The sequence below is a fragment of the Streptomyces sp. WZ-12 genome, assembly GCF_028898845.1.
Taxonomy (GTDB): domain Bacteria; phylum Actinomycetota; class Actinomycetes; order Streptomycetales; family Streptomycetaceae; genus Streptomyces.
In genome coordinates, this window is record NZ_CP118574.1 from 5,164,830 (window position 1) to 5,184,778 (window position 19,949).

General features: G+C 74.1%; 16 protein-coding genes. 9 read left to right on the plus strand and 7 right to left on the minus strand.

All coding sequences use genetic code 11. The annotated features are described in order from the left end of the window. The first annotated feature begins 54 nt into the window (after positions 1-54). From PV796_RS22435 to PV796_RS22450, 4 genes are all read left to right on the plus strand, one after another. Positions 55-969, plus strand: a complete 915-nt coding sequence (locus tag PV796_RS22435; RefSeq protein ID WP_274915127.1) for an SDR family oxidoreductase — start codon at positions 55-57, stop codon at positions 967-969. 125 nt (positions 970-1,094) lie between these two features. Further along, positions 1,095-2,321, plus strand: coding sequence for an acyl-CoA dehydrogenase family protein (locus tag PV796_RS22440; RefSeq protein WP_274915128.1), 1,227 nt, complete (start codon positions 1,095-1,097; stop codon positions 2,319-2,321). Then, a complete protein-coding gene (locus PV796_RS22445) occupies positions 2,318-3,391 on the plus strand; it encodes an alcohol dehydrogenase catalytic domain-containing protein (protein WP_274915129.1) in 1,074 nt (357 codons plus the stop codon). Before PV796_RS22440 ends, PV796_RS22445 begins: the two co-directional genes overlap by 4 nt. 94 nt (positions 3,392-3,485) lie before the next feature. Continuing rightward, on the plus strand, positions 3,486-4,817 hold the full coding sequence (locus PV796_RS22450) for an MFS transporter (RefSeq protein ID WP_274915130.1): 1,332 nt from the start codon (positions 3,486-3,488) through the stop codon (positions 4,815-4,817). Positions 4,818-4,919: 102 nt separating this feature from the next. Here the strand turns inward: PV796_RS22450 and PV796_RS22455 are convergent, their stop codons facing one another. From PV796_RS22455 to PV796_RS22465, 3 genes are all read right to left on the minus strand, one after another. Further along, positions 4,920-5,555: a flavin reductase family protein gene (locus tag PV796_RS22455; protein WP_274915131.1), complete on the minus strand. Its 636-nt coding sequence runs from the start codon at positions 5,553-5,555 to the stop codon at positions 4,920-4,922. 267 nt (positions 5,556-5,822) lie between these two features. Then, positions 5,823-6,683, minus strand: coding sequence for an enoyl-CoA hydratase/isomerase family protein (locus tag PV796_RS22460; protein ID WP_274915132.1), 861 nt, complete (start codon positions 6,681-6,683; stop codon positions 5,823-5,825). A gap of 49 nt (positions 6,684-6,732) precedes the next feature. Further along, on the minus strand, positions 6,733-9,015 hold the full coding sequence (locus PV796_RS22465; protein ID WP_274915133.1) for an acetate--CoA ligase family protein: 2,283 nt from the start codon (positions 9,013-9,015) through the stop codon (positions 6,733-6,735). A 507-nt stretch (positions 9,016-9,522) separates the two neighbouring features. Between PV796_RS22465 and PV796_RS22470 the strand changes: the two genes are divergently transcribed. Next, the gene (locus PV796_RS22470; protein WP_274915134.1) at positions 9,523-10,017 is read left to right on the plus strand and encodes a Zn-ribbon domain-containing OB-fold protein; all 495 of its coding nucleotides are present in this window, start codon (positions 9,523-9,525) and stop codon (positions 10,015-10,017) included. A gap of 129 nt (positions 10,018-10,146) precedes the next feature. On the opposite strand, the gene PV796_RS22475 is transcribed toward PV796_RS22470, so the two are convergent. Both PV796_RS22475 and PV796_RS22480 read right to left on the minus strand, forming a co-directional pair. After that, complete coding sequence (locus PV796_RS22475) at positions 10,147-10,878, minus strand: pyridoxine/pyridoxamine 5'-phosphate oxidase (RefSeq protein ID WP_274915135.1); 732 nt, start codon at positions 10,876-10,878, stop codon at positions 10,147-10,149. Positions 10,879-10,945: 67 nt separating this feature from the next. Continuing rightward, positions 10,946-12,136, minus strand: coding sequence for a thiolase C-terminal domain-containing protein (locus PV796_RS22480; protein ID WP_274915136.1), 1,191 nt, complete (start codon positions 12,134-12,136; stop codon positions 10,946-10,948). A gap of 295 nt (positions 12,137-12,431) precedes the next feature. Between PV796_RS22480 and PV796_RS22485 the strand changes: the two genes are divergently transcribed. Further along, positions 12,432-13,712 (plus strand): acyl-CoA dehydrogenase family protein, encoded by a 1,281-nt coding sequence (locus PV796_RS22485; RefSeq protein WP_274915137.1) that lies wholly within the window; start codon positions 12,432-12,434, stop codon positions 13,710-13,712. Next, positions 13,712-14,182: a nitroreductase family deazaflavin-dependent oxidoreductase gene (locus PV796_RS22490; RefSeq protein ID WP_274915138.1), complete on the plus strand. Its 471-nt coding sequence runs from the start codon at positions 13,712-13,714 to the stop codon at positions 14,180-14,182. The genes PV796_RS22485 and PV796_RS22490 overlap by 1 nt, the downstream gene beginning before the upstream one ends. A gap of 293 nt (positions 14,183-14,475) precedes the next feature. Here the strand turns inward: PV796_RS22490 and PV796_RS22495 are convergent, their stop codons facing one another. After that, on the minus strand, positions 14,476-15,123 hold the full coding sequence (locus PV796_RS22495) for a TetR family transcriptional regulator (RefSeq protein ID WP_274915140.1): 648 nt from the start codon (positions 15,121-15,123) through the stop codon (positions 14,476-14,478). Positions 15,124-15,944: 821 nt separating this feature from the next. On the opposite strand from PV796_RS22495, the gene PV796_RS22500 reads away from it, so the two are divergent. Further along, on the plus strand, positions 15,945-18,455 hold the full coding sequence (locus PV796_RS22500; protein ID WP_446750617.1) for an outer membrane protein assembly factor BamB family protein: 2,511 nt from the start codon (positions 15,945-15,947) through the stop codon (positions 18,453-18,455). A 25-nt stretch (positions 18,456-18,480) separates the two neighbouring features. On the opposite strand, the gene PV796_RS22505 is transcribed toward PV796_RS22500, so the two are convergent. Next, positions 18,481-19,152 carry a hypothetical protein gene (locus PV796_RS22505; protein ID WP_274915142.1) on the minus strand — a complete coding sequence of 224 codons (672 nt, stop codon included), beginning with the start codon at positions 19,150-19,152 and terminating at the stop codon, positions 18,481-18,483. Between the two features lie 216 nt (positions 19,153-19,368). On the opposite strand from PV796_RS22505, the gene PV796_RS22510 reads away from it, so the two are divergent. Next, positions 19,369-19,938: a hypothetical protein gene (locus PV796_RS22510; RefSeq protein WP_274915143.1), complete on the plus strand. Its 570-nt coding sequence runs from the start codon at positions 19,369-19,371 to the stop codon at positions 19,936-19,938. The last annotated feature ends 11 nt before the right edge of the window (positions 19,939-19,949 follow it).

Below are 19,949 nucleotides of genomic sequence, written 5' to 3' on the forward strand. Positions count from 1 at the left end.
GGTGCGTGCTCAAAAATCTAACGACCCGTCAGAAACTGTGGGAAGGGGCGCGGCATGGGGAACTTCTTGGCCGGCAAGGTGGTCGCCGTCACGGGGGCCGGCCGTGGCATCGGACGGGCGGTCGCCCTCGCGGCGGCCGCCGAGGGCGCGAAGGTGGTGGTCAACGACTACGGCGTCGCCATCGGGGGCGGCGAGCCCAGCAGCGAGGTCGCGGCGGCGGTGGTCAAGGAGATAACCGCGGCCGGCGGCAGCGCCGTTGCGGTCGCCGACGACGTCTCCACGATGGCCGGCGGGCAGCGGATCGTGGACACCGCGCTCGCCGAGTACGGGCGGATCGACGGCGTGGTGTGCGTGGCCGGCATCCTGCGCGAGCGGATGCTCTTCAACATGTCCGAGGAGGAGTGGGACCCGGTGGTCGCCACCCACCTCAAGGGCACCTTCACGGTCTTCCGCGCCGCCGCGGCCGTGCTGCGCAAGCAGCGGTCCGGCACGCTGATCGGCTTCACCAGCGGCAACCACCAGGGCAGCGTCGCCCAGGCCAACTACGCCTCCGCCAAGGGCGGGATCATCTCGCTGGTGCGCAGCGCGGCGCTGGGCCTGCACAAGTACGGGGTCACCGCCAACGCGGTGGCGCCCGTCGCCCGGACCCGGATGTCGGCCAACGTGCCGATGGAGCTCAAGGAGATCGGGGAACCGGAGGACGTCGCGGCGTTCGTGGTCTACCTGTTGAGCGACCGGGCGCGGGAGGACGGGGTCACCGGGCAGGTCTACACGGTGGCCGGGCCGAAGATCGCGGTGTGGGCCCAGCCCAGGGAGCTGCGCTCCGTTCACGCCGACGAGGGCGGGTGGACGCCGGAGCGGGTCGCCGAGGCGGTGGCGGGGGTGGTCGGGGTCGATCCCATGCCGATGCTGGCGCAGTTGGTGGAGATGGAGCGGGCGGCGAAGGCCGCGGAGCGGCCGAATGTCTAGCGGTGGCCGGCGGGTGGCCGTGGCCCACGTTGCTGGCTTTCCCGCCCCGGCCCCTCCGGCCCGTCCCCTCCCGTTGGTGGGTGGGGGAGGGGTGCGTTGTGGTTGCTGTGGGAGGGAGGGCGTCGGTGTTTGAGGTCGAGGACGAGGCGTTTCGGCGGGAAGCACGGGAGTGGTTGGCGGGGCATGTGGTGGGGGCGTTCGCCGCGTTGGGGGCGGCGGGTGGGCGGGGAGTGCGCATGTGGGGGTGGGGGTCCGCGGGACTGGAGCGGGAGTTGGGGGGGTGGGGGCTGGATCGGGTTGGGGTGGGAGCGGGGGCACGGGGGGTACGGGAACCGGCCGGGTCGTTGGCGCAGCAGGTGGTGTGGGCCGAGGAGTACGCGCGGGCCGGGGCGCCGGGGCGGGTGGGGCACATCGGGGAGAACCTGCTGGCGCCTACGTTGCTCGCCTACGGGGACGAGACGCAGCGGAGGCGGTTCCTGCCGGCCGTGGCGCGGGGCGAGGAGCTGTGGTGTCAGGGATACAGCGAGCCGGGGGCCGGGTCGGACCTGGCGGGGCTGCGGACGGTGGCGGTCCGGGACGGTGACCGGTACCGGATCAGCGGGCAGAAGGTGTGGACCTCGTTGGCCGGGGAAGCCGATTGGTGCTTCGTGCTGGCGCGGACGGAACCCGCGGAGCGGCGGCACCGGGGACTGTCGTTCCTGTTGGTGCCGATGGACCAGCCGGGGCGGATCGAGGTGCGGCCGATCCGGCAGCTGACCGGGACCGCGGAGTTCAACGAGGTGTTCTTCGACGGGGCGGTGGCGCGCGCCGACCATGTGGTGGGCGGTGCGGGCCGGGGGTGGCGGGTGGCGATGGGGCTGTTGGCGCGGGAGCGGGGGGTGTCGACGCTCGTGCAGCAGATCGGGTTCGCGGGGGAGTTGGCGGAGGTGGTGGGGGAGGCGGCGCGGTGCGGGGCGGTGCGGGATCCGGTACTGCGGGAACAACTGGTGGCGCAGTGGGCCGCGTTGAAGGTGATGCGGTGGAACGCGTTGCGGACGTTGGCGGGGGGTGATGCGGGGGCGCCGAGCGTGGCGAAGCTGTTGTGGGGCGGGTGGCACCGGCGGCTCGGGGAGCTGGCGATGGCGGTGCGGGGTGCCGTCGCGGCGGTGGGGCCCGGCGACTGGTCCGCCGAGGAGCCGTATCGACTCGATGCGCTGCAACGGCTGTTCCTGTTCACCCGGGCCGACACGATCTACGGCGGCTCGGACGAGATCCAGCGCAACATCATCGCCGAGCGGGTGCTCGGCCTGCCCAGAGCGGAGCGGGAAATGCCCGGAGCGGAGCGGGAAATGCCCAGAGCGGAGCGGGAATGAGGGGCGTCATATTCGACGGCGAGCAGGTCCGGGTCGTGGGCGATCTTCAGGTGCGCGATCCGGGGCCGGGCGAGGTGCTGGTGGGCGTCCGGGCGGCCGGGTTGTGCCACAGCGACCTGTCGGTGATCGACGGCACGATTCCGTTTCCGGTGCCGGTGGTGCTGGGACACGAGGGCGCGGGGGTCGTCGAGGCCGTCGGGCCGGGTGTGGTGCATGTGGTGCCCGGGGATCATGTGGCGCTGTCGACGCTGGCGAACTGCGGGACCTGCGCGGAGTGCGACCGGGGCCGGCCGACGATGTGCCGCAAGGCGATCGGGATGCCGGGGAAGCCCTTTCGGCGGGGCGGTGCGGAGCTGTTCAACTTCGCCTCCAACTCGGCGTTCGCGGAGCGCACGGTCGTCAAGGCGGTGCAGGCCGTGAAGATCCCGAAGGCGGTGCCGCTGACCTCGGCGGCGCTGATCGGGTGCGGGGTGCTGACCGGCGTGGGGGCGGTGCTGAACCGGGCCCGGGTGGACCGCGGGGAGTCGGTGGTGGTGATCGGGGCCGGCGGGATCGGTCTCAACGTCCTCCAGGGCGCGCGGCTGGCGGGCGCCTCGGTGATCGTCGCGGTGGACGCCAACCCCGCGAAGGAGGCGGTGGCGCGGCAGTTCGGCGCGACGCACTTCGTGGACGCCTCGGCGGTGCGGGACGGCGTGCGGGCGGTGAAGGAGATCCTGCCGACCGGCGCCGACCACGCCTTCGAGTGCGTGGGCAGCACCCGGCTGATCCGGCAGGCGATCGACGTGCTGGACCGGCACGGGCAGGCGGTGCTGCTGGGCGTCCCGCCGGCCGCCGCTGAGGCGTCCTTCCTGGTCTCCTCCTTGTACCTGGACAAGTCCATCCTCGGTTGCCGCTACGGCTCCTCCCGCCCCCAACGGGACATCGCCCTCTACGCCCGGCTGTACGGGGAACGCCGGCTGCTGCTGGACGAGTTGGTGACCGCGACGTACGGGGTCGAGGACTTCGCCAAGGCGGCGGACGACGCGCACCACGGGCGGGTGGCACGGGCGGTGCTGGTGTTCGGGGAGTAGGGGGAGGGGCGGGAGGGAGGATTGGCCCGATCCTGTTGAGCCCTGTCCCTCCGGCCACTCGTCCGGTCACCCACGCCTCGCCGAAGCTGCTGTGGTGACTCACACCTCGCCCGATCTGCCCGTACGCGCCGACGCCGACGCCCCCGCGAGCGCGGGGCCGCCGCCCGGCCCTTCCCCCGCCCGCCGCCGGCGGCCGCACCGGGCCTGGTCGGTCGCCGCCGTCACCTTCCTGACGCTGATCGGCGCGGCCGGCTTCGCCTCGCTGCCCGGCCTGTTGATCGACCCGCTGCACGACGAGTTCCACTGGTCGCGCGGCACCATCGGCTTCGCGGTCTCGGTCAACCTCGCCCTCTACGGGCTGACCGCGCCGTTCGCCGCCGCCCTGATGGACCGCTTCGGCATCCGTCGGGTGGTGGCCGCCGCGCTGACCGTGATCGCGGTCGGCGCCGGCCTCACCGTCTACATGACCGCGAGCTGGCAGCTGATCCTGCTCTGGGGCGTGTTGGTCGGCCTGGGCAGCGGTTCCATGGCCCTGGCGCTGGCCGCGACCGTCACCAACCGCTGGTTCGTCGCCCGCCGCGGCCTGGTCACCGGCGTGCTGACCGCCGCCGGCGCCTCCGGCCAACTGGTCTTCCTGCCGCTGCTGTCGATGATCGTCGAGCGGCACTCCTGGCGTCCGGCCGCGGTGACCGTCGCGCTGGCCGCCCTCGCCGTGGTCCCGCTGGTCTGGCTGCTGCTGCGCGACCACCCGGCGGACGTCGGCGCGCGCCCGTACGGGGCCGAGGAGTTCGTGCCCAAGCCGCCGCCGCGGCACGGTGCCGCCCGCCGGGCCCTGCGCATCCTGGTCTCGTCGGCCAAGACGGGGCCGTTCTGGCTGCTGTCGGGCACCTTCGCGATCTGTGGCGCCACCACGAACGGCCTGGTCAAGACCCACTTCGTGCCGGCCGCCCACGACCACGGCATGCCGATGACGGCGGCCGCCTCGCTGCTGGCCGTGATCGGCATCTTCGACATCGCCGGCACCGTCGGCTCCGGTTGGCTCACCGACCGCTTCGACACCCGCCGCCTGCTCGCCGTCTACTACGGCCTCCGCGGCCTCTCCCTCCTCTTCCTCCCCGTCCTGCTCTCCAACACCGTCCATCCCCCGATGGTCTTCTTCATCGTCTTCTACGGCCTCGACTGGGTCGCGACCGTGCCGCCGACCCTCGCCCTGTGCCGCCTCTACTACGGGGAGGACAGCGCCATCGTCTTCGGCTGGGTCCTCGCCGCCCACCAGGTGGGCGCGGCCCTCATCGCCTACCTGGGCGGCCTGGCCCGCGACGCCTTCGGCACCTACGACCCGGTCTGGTACGTCTCGGGCGCCCTGTGCGCGGTCGCGGCGCTGATGGCGCTGGTGCTCCGGGGGCGGGTGGGGGCGCGTACCTGAGGGGTGCCGGCGGCGGGCGCCCGCCGCCGAGTCCCGGTCCTGAGAGCTGACTCGACGCTGTGGGCGGCGAGTTGGGGACGCCGGTCCCGCGACCTCGCGGCCCTACGGGGCGAGCCGGCCGAAGGCGCCCCGGTGGAAGAGGAGCGGGCCTCGCTCGGCGGAGGTCGGGTCGGTGCCGAGGGCCTCGACGCGGCCGACGACGATGAGGTGGTCGCCGCCGGTGTGGACGGCGTGGATCGTGCAGTCGATCCAGGCGGGGACGCCGGCGAGGCGGGGGGAGCCGGTCGCGGGGGCCGGGGCGTGCCGGACGCCGGCGAACTTGTCGGCGCCGCTGACCGCGAACGCGCGGCACAGCGCGCCCTGTTCGGCGCCGAGGACGTTGACGCAGAACACGCCGGCCCGTGCCAGTCGCGGCCAGGTCGTCGAGGTGCGGCCCACCATGAACGCCACCAGGGGCGGGTCCAGGGAGAGCGCGGCGAAGGACTGGCAGGCGAAGCCGGCCGGGCCCGGCTCGCCGGGGGCCGTGATGATCGTGAGGCCGCTCGCGAAGTGGCCCAGCACGGACCGGAATGCGGCCGGGTCCAAGGGGGCGCGCTCGTCGTCGCGGACGGCGCGCAGCGCGGGGCGGGGCGCGGCGGGGGCGGCGGTGGCCGCCGGCGCGGTGGTGGGGGCGCCTACGGAGCGCAGATAGCGGACGGCCGTGGCCGCCATTCCGGCGTGTCCCATCATGCCCCTCATTGAATCTGATGGAGCGTCAGATCGGAAGGGGTGGGGCGCCACTCGCGCGGGTGGTTCGGTCTGCAAAACAGCGCCTCAGTAAGGGGGTTGGGGGGAGAGGGAGAGCGGCGGCTGGTTCCCGATTGGCTGCCGCGCACGCCTGAGGGGCGGACGGGTGGCTGCCGGGGGCGCACCCGTCATACCCGCGAGGTGTCGAACGTCCCTACGGCCGCCGGAGGGTGAACCGGCCGCGGTGAACGGGCGCGGGCCGGCTCCGTGCCCGCCCGCTCACCTCCCCCGGAACGCGGGCCGGCGGCGCGCCACGAACGAGGCGACGCCCTCCTGCGCGTCCGCCGTCGTCATGTTGATCTCCTGCGCCGCGGCCTCGGCGGCCAGCGCCGTCGCCCGGTCGCCGTCGAGCGAGGCGTTCACCAACTGCTTGGTGAGGGCCAGGGCCCGGGTGGGGCCCGCGGCGAGCCGCTCGGCCCACTCCCGTGCGGCGTCCGCCAACTCGCCGTCCGGGACGACCCGGTTGACCAGCCCCAGGCGCGCGGCCTCGGCGGCCGGCACCGCGTCGCCGAAGAACATCAGCTCCTTGGCGCGCTGCGGGCCGATGAGCCGCGGCAGCAGATAGGCCCCGCCCCCGTCCGGGACCAGGCCGCGGCGCACGAACACCTCGATGAACCGGGCCGATTCGGCGGCCAGCACCAGATCGCAGGCGAACGCCAAGTGCGCGCCGAGCCCCGCCGCGGTGCCGTTGACCGCGGCGAGCACCGGCTTCTCGCAGTCCCACACGGCGGCGACGAGCCGTTGGGCGCCGCCGCGGAGCATCCGCGCGACGTCGCCGGCGACCCGGTCGCCGGTGGCCGGCGCGCCGCGCAGGTCCGCACCGGAGCAGAAGCCCCTGCCGGTGCCGGTGAGCAGCACGACCCGGACGTCGGGGTCGGCGGAGGCGGCGGCGAGGCGGTCGATGAGGCGTTCGCGCATGTCGGGGGTGAGCGCGTTGAGGGCGTCGGGACGGTCGAGGGTGAGCGTGACGACGCCGTTGTCAGTGGCGTGGAGTATCAAGGAATCGACGGGTTCGGCGGCGAGGGCCGCCGGGGCCGGGTCGGTGGCGGTTTCGGCACGGGGGGACGGTGCGGGCGACATGGGGGAGCGGCTCCAGGAGAAGGGGCGGCCGGGGGTGCCGGCGCGGCGGTCAGTGGCAGATCGCAAGGGCGTCCAGCGCCACCGCGCCCTGGCCGCGGGGGAGGACGACCAGCGGATTGAGGTCCAACTCGGCCAGTTCACCGTCGAGTTCGAGGGCCATCCGCTGCACCCGCAGCACGGTCTCGACCAGCGCGTCGGTGTCGGCGGGCGGCATCCCCCGGACGCCCTCCAGGAGAGCGTGGCCGCGCAGCTCGCGGAGCATGGCGCGGGCGCGGTCCTCCCCGAAGGGCGGCACGCCCACCACGATGTCGTGCAGGACCTCCACGAGCACCCCGCCCAGGCCGACGGAGACGGTCGGCCCGAAGAGCGGGTCGGGGGTGACCCCAACGACCATCTCGACGCCCCGCTCGACCATCTGGCAGACCAGGACGCCGTCCAGCGGCTGGTCCTCGTAGCGGGCGATGTCGGTCAGCTCGCGGTAGGCGTCGCGGACCTGACTGGCGGAGGTCAAGCCGACCTTGACGAGGCCGAGTTCGGTCTTGTGGGCGAGCTGCGGCCCGGAGCCCTTCATCACCACCGGATAGCCGACCTGACTCGCCGCCCGGACGGCCGCGGCCGCACTGGTCACCAACTGCTCGCGCGGCACGCGGATGCCGTAGGCGCGCAGCAGTTGCTTGGCCCCGTGCTCGCTGAGCTGCTGGCCCGGTTGGAGCAGCAGCCGGGCCTTGCGGACGGCCGGGGAGGCCGCGCGCGGGGCGTCGGCGAAGGGGGAGCGGTAGTCGGCGGTGAAGCGGTGGTGGTCCAGGTAGGCGCGGACGGCGGTGATGCAGTTGGCGAAGGTGCGGAAGGTCGCGACCCGGGAGGAGCCGAGGAGGGTGCGGCGATAGGCGTCCTCGGTGCCGACCGGCGAGCCCCAGACGACGCAGACCAGCTTGTCGGTCCGCTCGGCCGCGTCCACGAGGTCCTGCGCCAGCTTGTCGCTCATGGGCGGGAAGGGGCCGGTGATCGGGCAGATCAGCACGCCGACGGCCGGGTCGGCGAGAAGCGCGTCGATGATCTTGCGGCCGCGCCAGTCGCCCACCGGGTGCCCGCCGTTGTCGATCGGGTTGGCGACGCGGAGGTAGTCGGGTATCCACTGGTGGAGTTCGGCCTGCTTGGCGTCGGAGAGGGTGGGCAGCGTCAGGCCCGCCGCGGTCGCCAGGTCGGCGAAGTGCGCACCGGTGCCGCCGGAGATCGAATAGACCGCGACGCCCTCGGCGAGGGGCTTGCGGGCCCGGGCCAGCAGCGCCGCGGTGTCCTGGAGCTCGTCCAGGCCGTCCACCCGGATCACGCCGAACTGCCGCAGCGCGGCGTCCACCACCTCGTCCGCGCCGGTGAGCTTGCCGGTGTGCGAGGCGGCGGTCCTGGCGCCGGTCTCGGTGCGGCCGACCTTGACGACGACCACCGGCACCCTGTTGCGGGCCGCGCGGTCGGCGGCGAGCAGGAAGCTGCGGCCGTCCTTGAGCCCCTCCACATACGCGGCGATCGCGCCGACCTCCGGACGGGAGGCGAAGTAGGAGAGGAAGTCGGCGGTCTCCAGATCGGCCTCGTTGCCGGTCGGTGCCCAGTGCGAGAGGCGGACGCCCAGCTCCTGGAGGGTGAAGACCGGCCGGCCCTGGTGGCCCGACTGCGTGATCAGGGCGATGGCCGGCCCTTCGAGGTCGTCGCGGAACCGCTCGAAGGCGTTGAGGTTGGTGTTCGGCCCGAGCAGCCGCAGCCCGGAGCGTGCGACCGCCTCGGCCAGCCGGGCCTGGGCGGCGGCCCCGTCCTGCCCGGTCTCGGCGAAGCCGGAGGCGAACGCGACCGCGAACTTCACCTTGGCCCGGTCCAGTTCGTCGATGACCGGCAGCGGGTCACCGACCAGCAGCACGGCGAGATCGACGGTCTCCGGCAGCGCGGCGACGCTCGGGTGGCAGGCCAGCCCGAAGACCCGCTCCCGCCCCGGATTGACGGGGTGCAGCCGGGCGCCGACCCGCTCCGCCCAGGCGATCAACTGACGGGTGATGCCGGTGTTGGGCCGGCCCTCACGGTCCGAGGCGCCGACCACCGCCACCGACTCGGGTCGGAAGAAGCGGTCCAGGTCGGGCACGGGCGCGTGCAGCGGGCGCCCGCTGACGTCGAGGTCGGTGCCGGCCGAACCAGCCGCGCCACCGCCGCCGTTGAGGTGCCGCGGGCCATCGGCGCCGTCGGGCTCGCTGATGCCGTGGACGGTGTGGGGTGGATGCTCCCCGCAGGCCACGACGCGGGCCGGCCGGGAGTGCGTGGTGAGGGTGCCGTGAGTCGATCCAAGCATCGCAGACGCCCGCTCCTGTGTGACGGCTCTCGTGGACTGCGCGCCGCACCGCGCTCGGCAGCGGCCAATCGCTGGCTGACGCTCAGTCAGATTACTGAACTGACGGCGCGTCAGGAATGGTTGTGCGCGGTAAAGGTTGGCGGACAAGTGGTGCGCTCCCCCTCCGCCCCCTTGCGGTCACGGCCCGCCATCGGCTGGACTGAACGCCAGAAACTGACGCAACGTCAGAACTTGATAGTGCCGTAGTGCCGTAGTGCTGTGGCGCCGTAGGACGGGAGCGCGGAAGCGCAGGCGTACGGAAGCCCGGAAGCACAGGACCGCAGGGGTGCCGAAACGCGGGTGCGCAGCGGAGCATGGGTCGCTTCCAGGCAACCCGGGGCCCGGCGCGACGGCAAGGCGGAAACGGGCCAGCGGGCGCGCCGGGTGGAACCGGCCCGGCCCGGCCTGGCGCGGCGCACGGGACATGGCAACGCGGGCCAACCGGCCCGGTGGTGGAGGTGGGTGCGGATGACGACGCGGGACACGGCGCACGACAAGGGCACCGCGGGGCGGGCCGCGGCACGGTTCGATCTTCCGGAGGTGGACGCCTTCACCCGGCCGTACTGGGAGGCGGCGGCCGAGGGGCGGTTGCTGCTGCGCCGGTGCCGGGCCGAGGGGTGCGGGGTGGCGCACCACTACCCGCGCGAGTTCTGCCCGTACTGCTGGAGCGAGGACGTCGCCTGGGAGCCGGCCTCCGGCCGTGCCGTCCTCTACACCTGGTCCGTCGTGCACCGCAATGACCTGCCACCCTTCGGCGCCCGCGTCCCCTACGTCGCGGCCGTCGTCGAACTCGCCGAAGGGCCCCGGATGATGACCGAGGTGACCGACTGCGCGGAGTCCGAGCTGCGCATCGGGATGCCGCTCAGGGTGCACTTCCGCACCGAGCGACACCCCGACGCGACCGGCGACACCCCGGACCCGGCGGGCGCCGACCACGCGATACCGGTGTTCCGCCCGGTGTGACAGCCCTCGGTTTCGCGATCCTGGCCACCGTCCCCGAAGGCTCCCGTCACCCCTCGAAGGGGGACGTGGGACCGCACCTCATGTACCGGCGGCTGGAGCGCCGACCGGCACAGCGCCGCCGCCCCCGGCTCACGGCCAGAGCAACTCCCGCTCCCAACCACCGCCGGTCCGGCGGTAGGTGAGCCGGACATGCTGGCGCCGATGCTGATCGCCCTGGAAGAACTCGACCTCGTCGGCGTCGAGTACGTACAGCGTCCAGCTCGGGACCGGCGCGTCCGGTTCGCGGCGGGCGCGCTCCCAGGCGGCGTCCGCGGCGCGCGCCATCTCCGCGGCGGAGCCGAGCACCTGGCTCTGCCGGCCCACCAGGGCGGCGGCCAGCGCGCCGGTGGAGCGGTGGTGCAGATCGGCCGCGCTCTCCTCCGGGCCGGCCGCGGTCACCGTGCCCCGGACCCGCACCTGGCGGCCGACCGCCGCCCAGTAGAAGGCGAGCGCGGCCCGAGGACGGGCGGCCAGCTCGCGGCCCTTGCGGCTGTCGCGGTGGGTGCCGAAGTGCCAGCCGCGCGCGTCGGCGTCGTGCAGCATCACGATGCGCACGGACGGGTCGCCGGCCGCGTCCGCCGTGGCCAGGGACATGGTGTGCGGCTCGGGGACGCCGGCCTCGGCGGCCTCGCGCAGCCACCGCCGGAACAGCGGCAGCGGCTCGGCGGGCGCCCGCTCCGCCGCGAACGCCGGCAACTCGCCCTCCCAGACCCGCAGCCCGCGCAACAGCTCCCGAAAGGCCCGGGCCTCGTCGTCGGCGCCTCGGTGGTCGTCGGGTTCCGGAGCGCCCCCATCGGCGCGGTGATCCATATGTGCGGCCATGCCGGGCAGCCTACGCGCGGCCGTCGCGCCCCGAACCGCGGCCGCCGCCCGTGCAGGCGCCGCCGCCCTACCCCCGTCCCAGCACCACCGTCCCCGACGAGCAGAACCACCCGCCGGTCCCGGACGCGACCGCGAGCCGGGGCAGCGCGCCGCCCGCCTTGTGGACCTGGCGGCCCGGGCCGGCCTCGCCGCGGAGCTGCCGCACCGCCTCGACCAGCAGGAACAGCCCCCGCATCCCGGGATGGCAGGCGGCCAGCCCGCCGCCGTCGGTGTTGACCGGCAACGCGCCGTCCCGCAGCAGCCGCCCCTTCTCGACGAACGCCCCGCCCTCCCCCTTGGCGCAGAAGCCCAGGTCCTCCAGTGTCACCAGGGTCATATAGGTGAAGGCGTCGTAGATCTCCGCGAGGTCGATCTCCGCGGGCCGGACGCCGGCGCGCGCGAAGGCGAGCCGGCCGGATACGGCGGCCGGGGAGACGGTGAAGTCGTCCCACTCCGACATGGTGGTGTGCGAGACGGCGGTGCCCGAACCGAGCACCCAGACCGGGCGTTTGGCGAGGTCGGGCACGTAGTCCTCGGCGACGAGCAGCACCGCGCAGCCGCCGTCGGAGCGGATGCAGCAGTGCAGCTTGGTGAACGGGTCGGCGATCATCGGCCCGGCCAGCACCTCGTCCACGGTGATCGGCTCGCGGTACATGGCGTCCGGGTTGGTGGCCGCGTTCGCCCGCGCCTGGACGGCCACCTGGGCCAGTTGCTCCAGGGTGGTCCCGTACTGGTGCTGGTGGCGGCGGGCGGCCATGGCGTACTTGGCGATCAGGGTGTGCCCGTAGGGGACCTCGAACTGGAGCGGGCCGCGGGCGCCGAAGGAGAGGTTGGCGGTGCGCCGCCGGGCCTTGATGTCGGCGCGGGCGGTGGAGCCGTAGACCAGGAGAACGGCGTTGGCGTGCCCGGCCGCGATCGCGTCGGCGGCGTGCGCGGCCATCACCTCCCAGGTGGCGCCGCCCACCGAGGTGGAGTCCACCCAGGTGGGGCGCAGCCCCAGATATTCCGCGACCTCGACGGGGGCGAGGGTGCCGAGCCCGGCCGAGGCGAAGCCGTCGATCACCGACCGGTCGAGCCCGGAGTCGGCGAGCGCCCGCCGGGCGGCCTGCGCATGCAGGGCATACGGGGTGGCCTCGTCCACCCGCCCGCAGTCCGCCAACGCGACTCCGGCGACGGCGACTTTGCGGTTCCGTGCGGGGGCCTCTGGCGTCAGCGACATGAATCTGACGGTACATCAGATACGGTTGGGCGGGCAGGGGTGAGCGGACGGCCCGAGGGTCGGACGGTCGGCACCAGGCGGCGAGGGGGGCTCGCCGTCCACCCCTCTCTAGGAAACTCCGTTCCCCAGCCCTAATATGACGCTCCGTCAGATCATGCAGGCTGTGAAGCCAGCGACGCCGGTGAATCCAGTGCGACCAGTTCAATGAGTTCAACGAGTTCGGCCAGTGAAGCCGGCGTGACCGGAGCCCGTCCGGCCGGACGGGCGTCGCCGCACGGTCGGGAGGAGCCCGCCGATGGATGCCGCGTTCACCGAGGAACAGGACGAGATCCGCCGCACCCTGCGCGCACTGCTGCGCAAGCGCTGCGGCCCGGACGAGGTCAAGGCGGCCGTCCGCACCCCGGCGGGCTACGACGAGGAGCTGTGGCACCGGCTCGCCCGACAGCTCGGACTGCCCGGCCTCGCCCTGCCCGCCGCGTACGGCGGCGCCGGCTGCGGACCCACCGAACTCGCCCTGGCCTGCGAGGAGACCGGCCGCGCCGTGCTCCCCGCGCCGCTGGTCGGCACCGCCGTACTGGCCGCGCCACTGATCCTGGCGCTGGGCGGGGAGCGCCGTCGCGCCGAGCTGCTACCGGCCCTGGCCGCCGGGGAGTTGACCGCCGCCCTCGTCGTACCGGGCGGGCAGTTGGCCACCGCGCTGGCGCTGACCGGGCCCAACGACGGCGACTGGGCCGGTGGCGGCCGGGCCGGCGGCATCCAGGCGCGACGGGCGGGCTCCGGATGGCGGCTCTACGGGGAGGCCGCGCAGGTCCTCGACGGGCACACCGCGGACGTGCTGGTGGTCGCCGCGCACACCGGCGGCTTCGCCCGCAGCCGGACCCTGCTCTTCGCCGTACGGGCGAAGGGGCCGGACGGCGCGGAGGCGCCGGGGCTGCTGCGGACCCGGCAGACCGCCATGGACGAGACCCGGCCGCAGGCCCGCGTCGAACTCCGGGACGTCGCGGCCGAGTTGTTGGGCGAGGAGTCGTTCGGGGAGGACGGCGCCGCGGGCGCGGTGGTCGCGGCGCTGGCCGCCACGGGGGCGACGGCGGCCGCGTGCCTGGCGGCCGAGGCGGTCGGCGCGGCCGATGCGGCGCTGTCCCGCACGGTCGACTACGTCAAGGAGCGGACCCAGTTCGGCCGGCCGATCGGCGCGTTCCAGGCCGTGCAGCACCGGCTCGCCGACCTCTACGTCGAGGTGCAGGCGGCCCGTTCGGCGGCGTACTACGCGGCCTGGGCGGCGGGCGGCGGGCGGCCCGAGCCCGGGGCGGGGGCGCTGGCGCTGGCCCAGGGGCTGTCGGCGCTGCGCGCGGTGGCCGCCGAGGCCGTGCAACTGCACGGCGGCATCGGCTTCACCTGGGAGCACGCCGCGCACCTCTACTTCAAACGGGCCGCCTGCGACGAGCTGTTGTGGGGTCCGGTGCACCGGCTGCGGGCCCGGGCGGCGGAGCAGGCGGGCCTGTTCGGAGCCGGGGAAAACGGGACGGGCGCGGACGCCCCCGCCGTTCCGGGCGCGCGAGCGGCGGTCGGTGCCTGATGGGCCGCGGCGTGCACCTGGTGCAGAAGCTCTCCACGACCCGGGCGTTCGCGCGGCTGGCACCGCACCTCATCCCGGCGCTGGACCGCGCCGTCCACCGGATGTCGGGCGGGAAGGCGCTGCTCAGCACCCGGATGCTGCCCGGCGTCGTGCTCACCACCACCGGCGCCCGGAGCGGGCTGCCGCGGCGTACCCCACTGTCCTGCGTGCCGCAGGACGACGGCGGTTGGCTGGTGGTCGGCAGCAACTTCGGCCGGCCGGGGCACCCGTCCTGGACCGCTAACCTGCTCAAGAACCCGGAGGCGGAGGTGAGTTGGCGCGGCCGGGACATTCCGGTGCGGGCCCGGCTGCTGGCCGGGGCGGAGCGGGAGCGGGCCTGGCGGGCGGCGCTGGCGTTCTGGCCGCCGTACGCGGCCTATCAGGCGCGGGTGGAACGGGAGATCCGACTGTTCCGGTTGGACCGGCGCTGACCTGAACAGGCACCGGGGAGGCACCGAAACGCCCGCTCAACGGGCGCCGTACCGCCCCTGAAGAGGGGCTCGGCGCCCACCGCGCGGGCGTTCACGGCTATGGCAGGACGGACACGGGACGGAGGGCGAACTGCCCCGGAAATCCCGGGACATGGGGGAAGGTGAGACCTCCCCGGCGGCAGCGGCGCGGCGTCGTTGCGCGCGCCCGGCGCGATGGTGCCGGCGGTGCGGCGAGCCCGGTGGCGGACGGTCCCGGCGCGGACCCCTGGGGTCCGGATACCCGGGGAGGCCGGCTACTTGGTGGGCTTCTTGCCGGTGATGCCGAAGTGCACCAGCAGCGCCAGGTTGGGCTTCAGCTCGGCCTGCTTGACGCCCCAGCTCTGGAAGCCCTTCTGGTGGCCGGCGACCGCCGCGAGCATGGCGACGAGGGAACCGGCGATCGCCGCGGCGCTCACGTCCTTGTCGACCTTGTTCTTGCTCTGGAGCTCCTGGATCGACTCCGTAAGGGAGTTGGTGACCGCGTTGAGGATCTTCATGCGGATCTTGTAGAACCGCTTGTCGCCCTCGGCGGCGCCCAGGTCGACGACGCGCAGGATCGCGTCGTGCTTGCGCCAGAAGGAGAGGAAGCCGTCGACCAGTTCCTCGGCCGCCTGCCAACCGGACTTGCCCACCCACGAGCGTCCGGCGACCAGATCGGTCAGGCTCGCGCCCTCTTTCGCCATCTCTTCGGCGATTTCGAGGACCGCACCTTCAACGTCCGGGAAGTACTGGTAGAACGTCGCGGGGGAAGTGCCCGCTTTTCGGGCCACATCGATGACTTTGACGTCCCGGTAGGGGGACGAACTGAGCATTTCGCTGAGGCAGTCGAGGAGCTTTTGCCGCGTCGCCTGTCCGCGGCGGCCGGCAACTCTGCCGTCGACGGTTCGAACTTGTCCTGTCATGCCGTCAGCTTACCGAGGGGTGATCGGAGCGCGATTTGGCTGCCTGCAAATGGGGACGCGGGAGTTCGGGGTGTGCAAAGCCCGCTGCCGCCCTGGTTGTGGGCCCGATCGCCGGTGGTGCCGGACGGGCGCCCATTGGTCCGATCCAGTGAATGTTGTTATCAACACCCTGTGGACAACCGCGGTGGATGACGGCGTGATCGACGGGGCGTCGTGGGAGCGGCGGGTGCGCGACGGTCGGGGCGCGGCAATCCGTGCGCCACGCGCGGTGTCCTGGCCCCGAAATCGCCCCGGGCGAAGCAGAATTGAGCCATTGGCTCAGGGGCGGCACGGGGGAAGGCATGCGCAGAGATGCGGGCGAGCGGGCGGGGAAAAGGGAGGGTTTCGGCCACGGCGGACCGGCCGTCGGTCCGGATATCCGCCGGGGGCAAGGGGATCGGTGGGGGTGGTCGCACGGCCTCCGGCACGGAATCCGGCCGTCCGGATGGGGCGATGAGCGGTGGATATTCGGCGGCCGCGATCCTTCACTCGCGGCACAACCGCTCGGTAACCGCGCGGTAATCGCCCGACTCGGACGTATCGGAGCACGTCAGGGCGGGGTGGAATACGCCGGGTAATGGCCTTGTTGCGTATCGCAGGGGGTGAGTCGTGACACGGCCGACAGGCCCCGGGTTCGCAACCGCCGGCCCGGCCAGGAAGAATCAGGGTGCGTACGGCCGTTTCGGCCAGGCGGTGAGACGCTGCGCGGGGCAGTGGCTCTCGGCGACTCGTCGGTGTGGAGAGTCTCGTTTTATGCCCCACGGGGAGGTGGCAGGCAAGTGGTGGAGCAGCTGACGCAGCACGATCCCCGGCGGATCGGCCCGTTCGAGGTCCTCGGCCGTCTCGGGGCCGGCGGCATGGGCCTGGTCTATCTGGCGCGGTCGGCGTCCGGCCGGCGGGTGGCCATCAAGACGGTCCGTTCCGAGCTCGCCGAGGACCAGCTCTTCCGGGTCCGGTTCACCCGCGAGGTAGAGGCGGCCCGCGCGGTCAGCGGCTTCTACACCGCGGCCGTGGTCGACGCCGATCCCCGGGCGGCGGTGCCCTGGTTGGCGACGGCGTACGTCCCCGCGCCCTCCCTGGAGGAGATAGTCAATGAGTGCGGACCGCTGCCCGTCCAGGCGGTGCGCTGGTTGGCGGCCGGCATCGCGGAGGCGCTCCAGTCCATCCACGGCGCCGGCCTGGTCCACCGCGACCTGAAGCCGTCGAACGTCCTGGTGGTCGAGGACGGCCCCCGGGTCATCGACTTCGGCATCGCCTCCGGGGTGTCCAACACCCGGCTGACGATGACCAATGTGGCCGTCGGCACTCCGGCCTACATGTCGCCGGAGCAGGCCCGCGACTCCCGCAGCGTCACCGGCGCCAGCGACGTCTTCTCGCTCGGCTCCACCCTGGTCTTCGCCGCCACCGGGCACGCGCCCTTCCACGGCGCCAACCCGGTCGAGACGGTCTTCATGCTGCTCCGCGAGGGCCCCGATCTGGTCGGGTTGCCGGACGAGCTGCGGCCGTTGATGGAGTCCTGCATGCAGATGGAGGCGGCCCACCGGCCGTCCCCGGCCGATCTCCAGTCCGAGTTGGCGCCGCACCTGTTCAGCTCCGGCGGGGACGACAGCGGCACCGCGTCGGCCTGGTTGCCGCCCGGTGCCGTGGCGCTCATCGAGCGGCGCCGCGGCGGCGGCCGGGGCGCGGTCGCGCCGAGCACCCCGCGGGCCGTCGCCGTGCCCCGCGGCTCCGGCCCCCAGGAGCCCGCGTTCCCGCCCCTGCCCAGGACCCCGCCGCAGCACGCCGAGGCCGGCCGGCCCGCCGACGGCTGGCCCGGCCGGATCGGTGCCGGCCCCGGGTGCGCACCGCGCCGCCGACCCCCGCGGCGCCGCCCCGGTCCCGCAGCCCGCGCACGGGGTCGCGCCGGCCCCGATGGCCGCCCCGCCCGCCCCCGACGGCGCGGCGGCCCCGTACGACTCGGTGGCTCGCACGCCCCGATAGGGCCCGGGCCCCGCGCCGCCGAGGCCCCGCAGCCGCGCGGGCAGGCCGCCGCCGGGACGAACTGGGTCCGGCCCCCGTCCGGTGCCCCCGGCGTACCGCAGCAGGGCGCGGCCCCGGCCAGCGGCGCCGGCCAGGGCGACGCCACGCACTCCGCCCCGCCGGAGGCCCCGCCCGCCGAGCCGGGCCGCTGGCGCCCCTGGCGGTTCCGGATGTCCAACGACGTCTGGGGCACCCCGGTCGTCGCCGACGAGCTGCTCTACGTCACCTCGTTCGAGGTGCACGCCCTCGATGTGGCCAGCGGGCGGCGGAAGTTCAAGACCCGCGACGTCGCCTGGGCGATGACGGTCGCCGACGGCCGGATCCACGCCTCCGACGGCCCCACCCTCTACGCCCTGGACGCCGCGGACGGCGGCGAACGCTGGCGGCTGAGCAGCGAGGCGTGGATCTACGCCCTCGCCGCCGACCGCGGCACCGTCGTCACCAGCACCCGCGGCGGCGGCGTCCAGGCGCGGGAGGCCGCCAGCGGCGAGCTGCTGTGGGAACTGACCGGCGTCCAGACCGACTTCGAGAATCCCGAGACCGCGCCGGTGGTGCACGACGGCACGGTCTACGTCTGGGCCGACGCCCGGCTGAAGGCGCTCCAGGTGCGCACCGGCGCCGAACTCTGGTCGTATCCGGTGGGGGACGTGGCGTCCTGCAGCGGCGTCCCGATGCGGGTGCTGCCCGCGCCGGACGGCTCGGTGTACGTCGTCGCCGGCACCCGGGTGCTCGCCTTCGACGCCGCCCGCGGCGACGTCCGTTGGCACTTCGAGGCGCCCGCGGTCTTCCTGAGCCCGCCGGCCTTCGCGCCCGGACCGGCCGTCGCCGGCGGCGGGATCTATCTGGCCGACTACCTCGGCACGGTCTACGCCCTCGACGCGGCGGACGGCCGGGACCGCTGGCGGATCGCCACCGAGGCCCGCCAGTCCGCGGCCCCCGTCCTGGTTGCGCAGGGCGCCGTCCACCTGGGCAGCGGCAAGGCCCTCTACACCCTCGACGCGGTGACCGGCACCCCGCGCTGGCGCTTCCAGGCGGGCGCCGACATCGTGGGCTCCCCGGTCGTCGCCGAGGGCCGGGTGCACTTCGGGTCGGCCGACCACTGCCTCTACACCCTCGACGCGATGGGCGGGCAGTTGCGCTGGAAGCTGGCCACCGGCGGCGAGATCACCGGTTCGCCGGTGGCGGTCGGCGGGGTGGTCTACGCGTGCAGCAAGGACCGTTGCGTGTACGCGCTGGACGCCGCGAAGGGGACGGGGCAGGCGCGGCGCCCGTAGGACGGGGCGGGCGCCCAGGGCGCGTTCACCGGGGCTCGTCCGGCGGCGGTTGCGGCGGCCCGTGCGGTGGTGGGCCCTGCGGTGCCCCGGTGGGGCCGTGTTCCGCGTGGTCCGGCGGGAGTTGGCGGCCCCACTCCACGGGCGGGGTCGGTGGCTGCGGCCTGAGGGGCTGGGTGGTGGACCGCGGATCGTGCGGTGCCGGGTGCCACTCCTGGGCGGCCGGGCGGCCCGGGTCCCAGGGCTCGGGCGGTGGCGGGCGCAGGGGCTCGTCCTCGTAGCGGGGCACCCGTCGGGCGCGCCCGCGCATGATCAGGGCGCCCAGGATCAGCAGTGCGCCGCCGCCCAGGGCGTTGGCGACGCCGACGCCCAGTCCGTGCGTGCCGGCGGTGAGTTCGCCCGCGCGCTGGCCCTGGCGGACCATCCACAAGATGGTGAAACCCAGGACCACCAGCCCGGCGAGGGCGAGGAGCAACCGGGAGCGCAGCGCCACGCCGATCAGGGTCAGCAGCCCGGCGAAGACCATCGGGAGCACCAGGGAGCCGAAGAGCGTGGCGCCGTTGTCCGTGAGGCCGTTGAAGAGGTCCTCGATGCGGACGTCGCTGCCGTGACGGCCGTCGTACCAGGGACGGAAGGGGCTCCAGACGGCGGCCGTCGCTCCGATGAGGGCGATCAGGGAGCCGAGAACGTTGCGCACCACCGGCGTCGCCTCGCTTCGACTCGTCCCGTCGTCTCGCCCTCGTGACCGACGCTACGCCTGCCCGTCGACCCCCGCTAGACAAGCGGGCCCGCCTCCGGGCCGGCTCCGCTCAGGGGCCCGCACGGGCCGTCACCGGCACTTGCTAGGGTGCCGTGCACGCGTCAACCCCTTGGGGTGGCGCGGTGGGAACGTGACAACGGGGGATGGGCGAAGGACATGGCGCAGGGCACGCGTATGCGTACGGGCGGGACCATCGGGGGCCGGGTCGGCAAGGGGGTCAGGGCGGGTGTCGTCGCCGCGGTGGTGGCGGTCACGCTCGCCGGCGCCAGCGGCTGTGCGTTCAGCCGGCCCAAGCCGGCGCCGCTGCCGGACTGGGCGACGGCGTCGCCGTCCGCCAGTTACGACCCGGCGAACCCGACGCCCTCGTACACCCCGCCCGGCTACGACAGCTACTCGCCGTCGCCGACCCAGGAGACCTTCGACCCGGACGGGCGGTCCGACATCCGCGGCAGCGGCTGCGACTTCTCCGCCTCGACGCGCCAGTTCAGCTACACGGTCTCGATCACCAACCCGTCGAAGACCAGCACGTTCTCCTACGACATGCGGGTCGACTGGATGAAGGACCGGCCGGCGGACGGCTCGTCCTACGGGGTGCACCAGCGCAGCGTCGTGGTGGCGCCCGGTGCGACCGAGACGTACACCGCCAAGTACACGCTGAACCAGTCCTCTTGGCAGGCGTTCTGGTACACCTGCCAGATCACCCGGGCGCACAAGACCAAGATGTGAGGCCGGTGGCG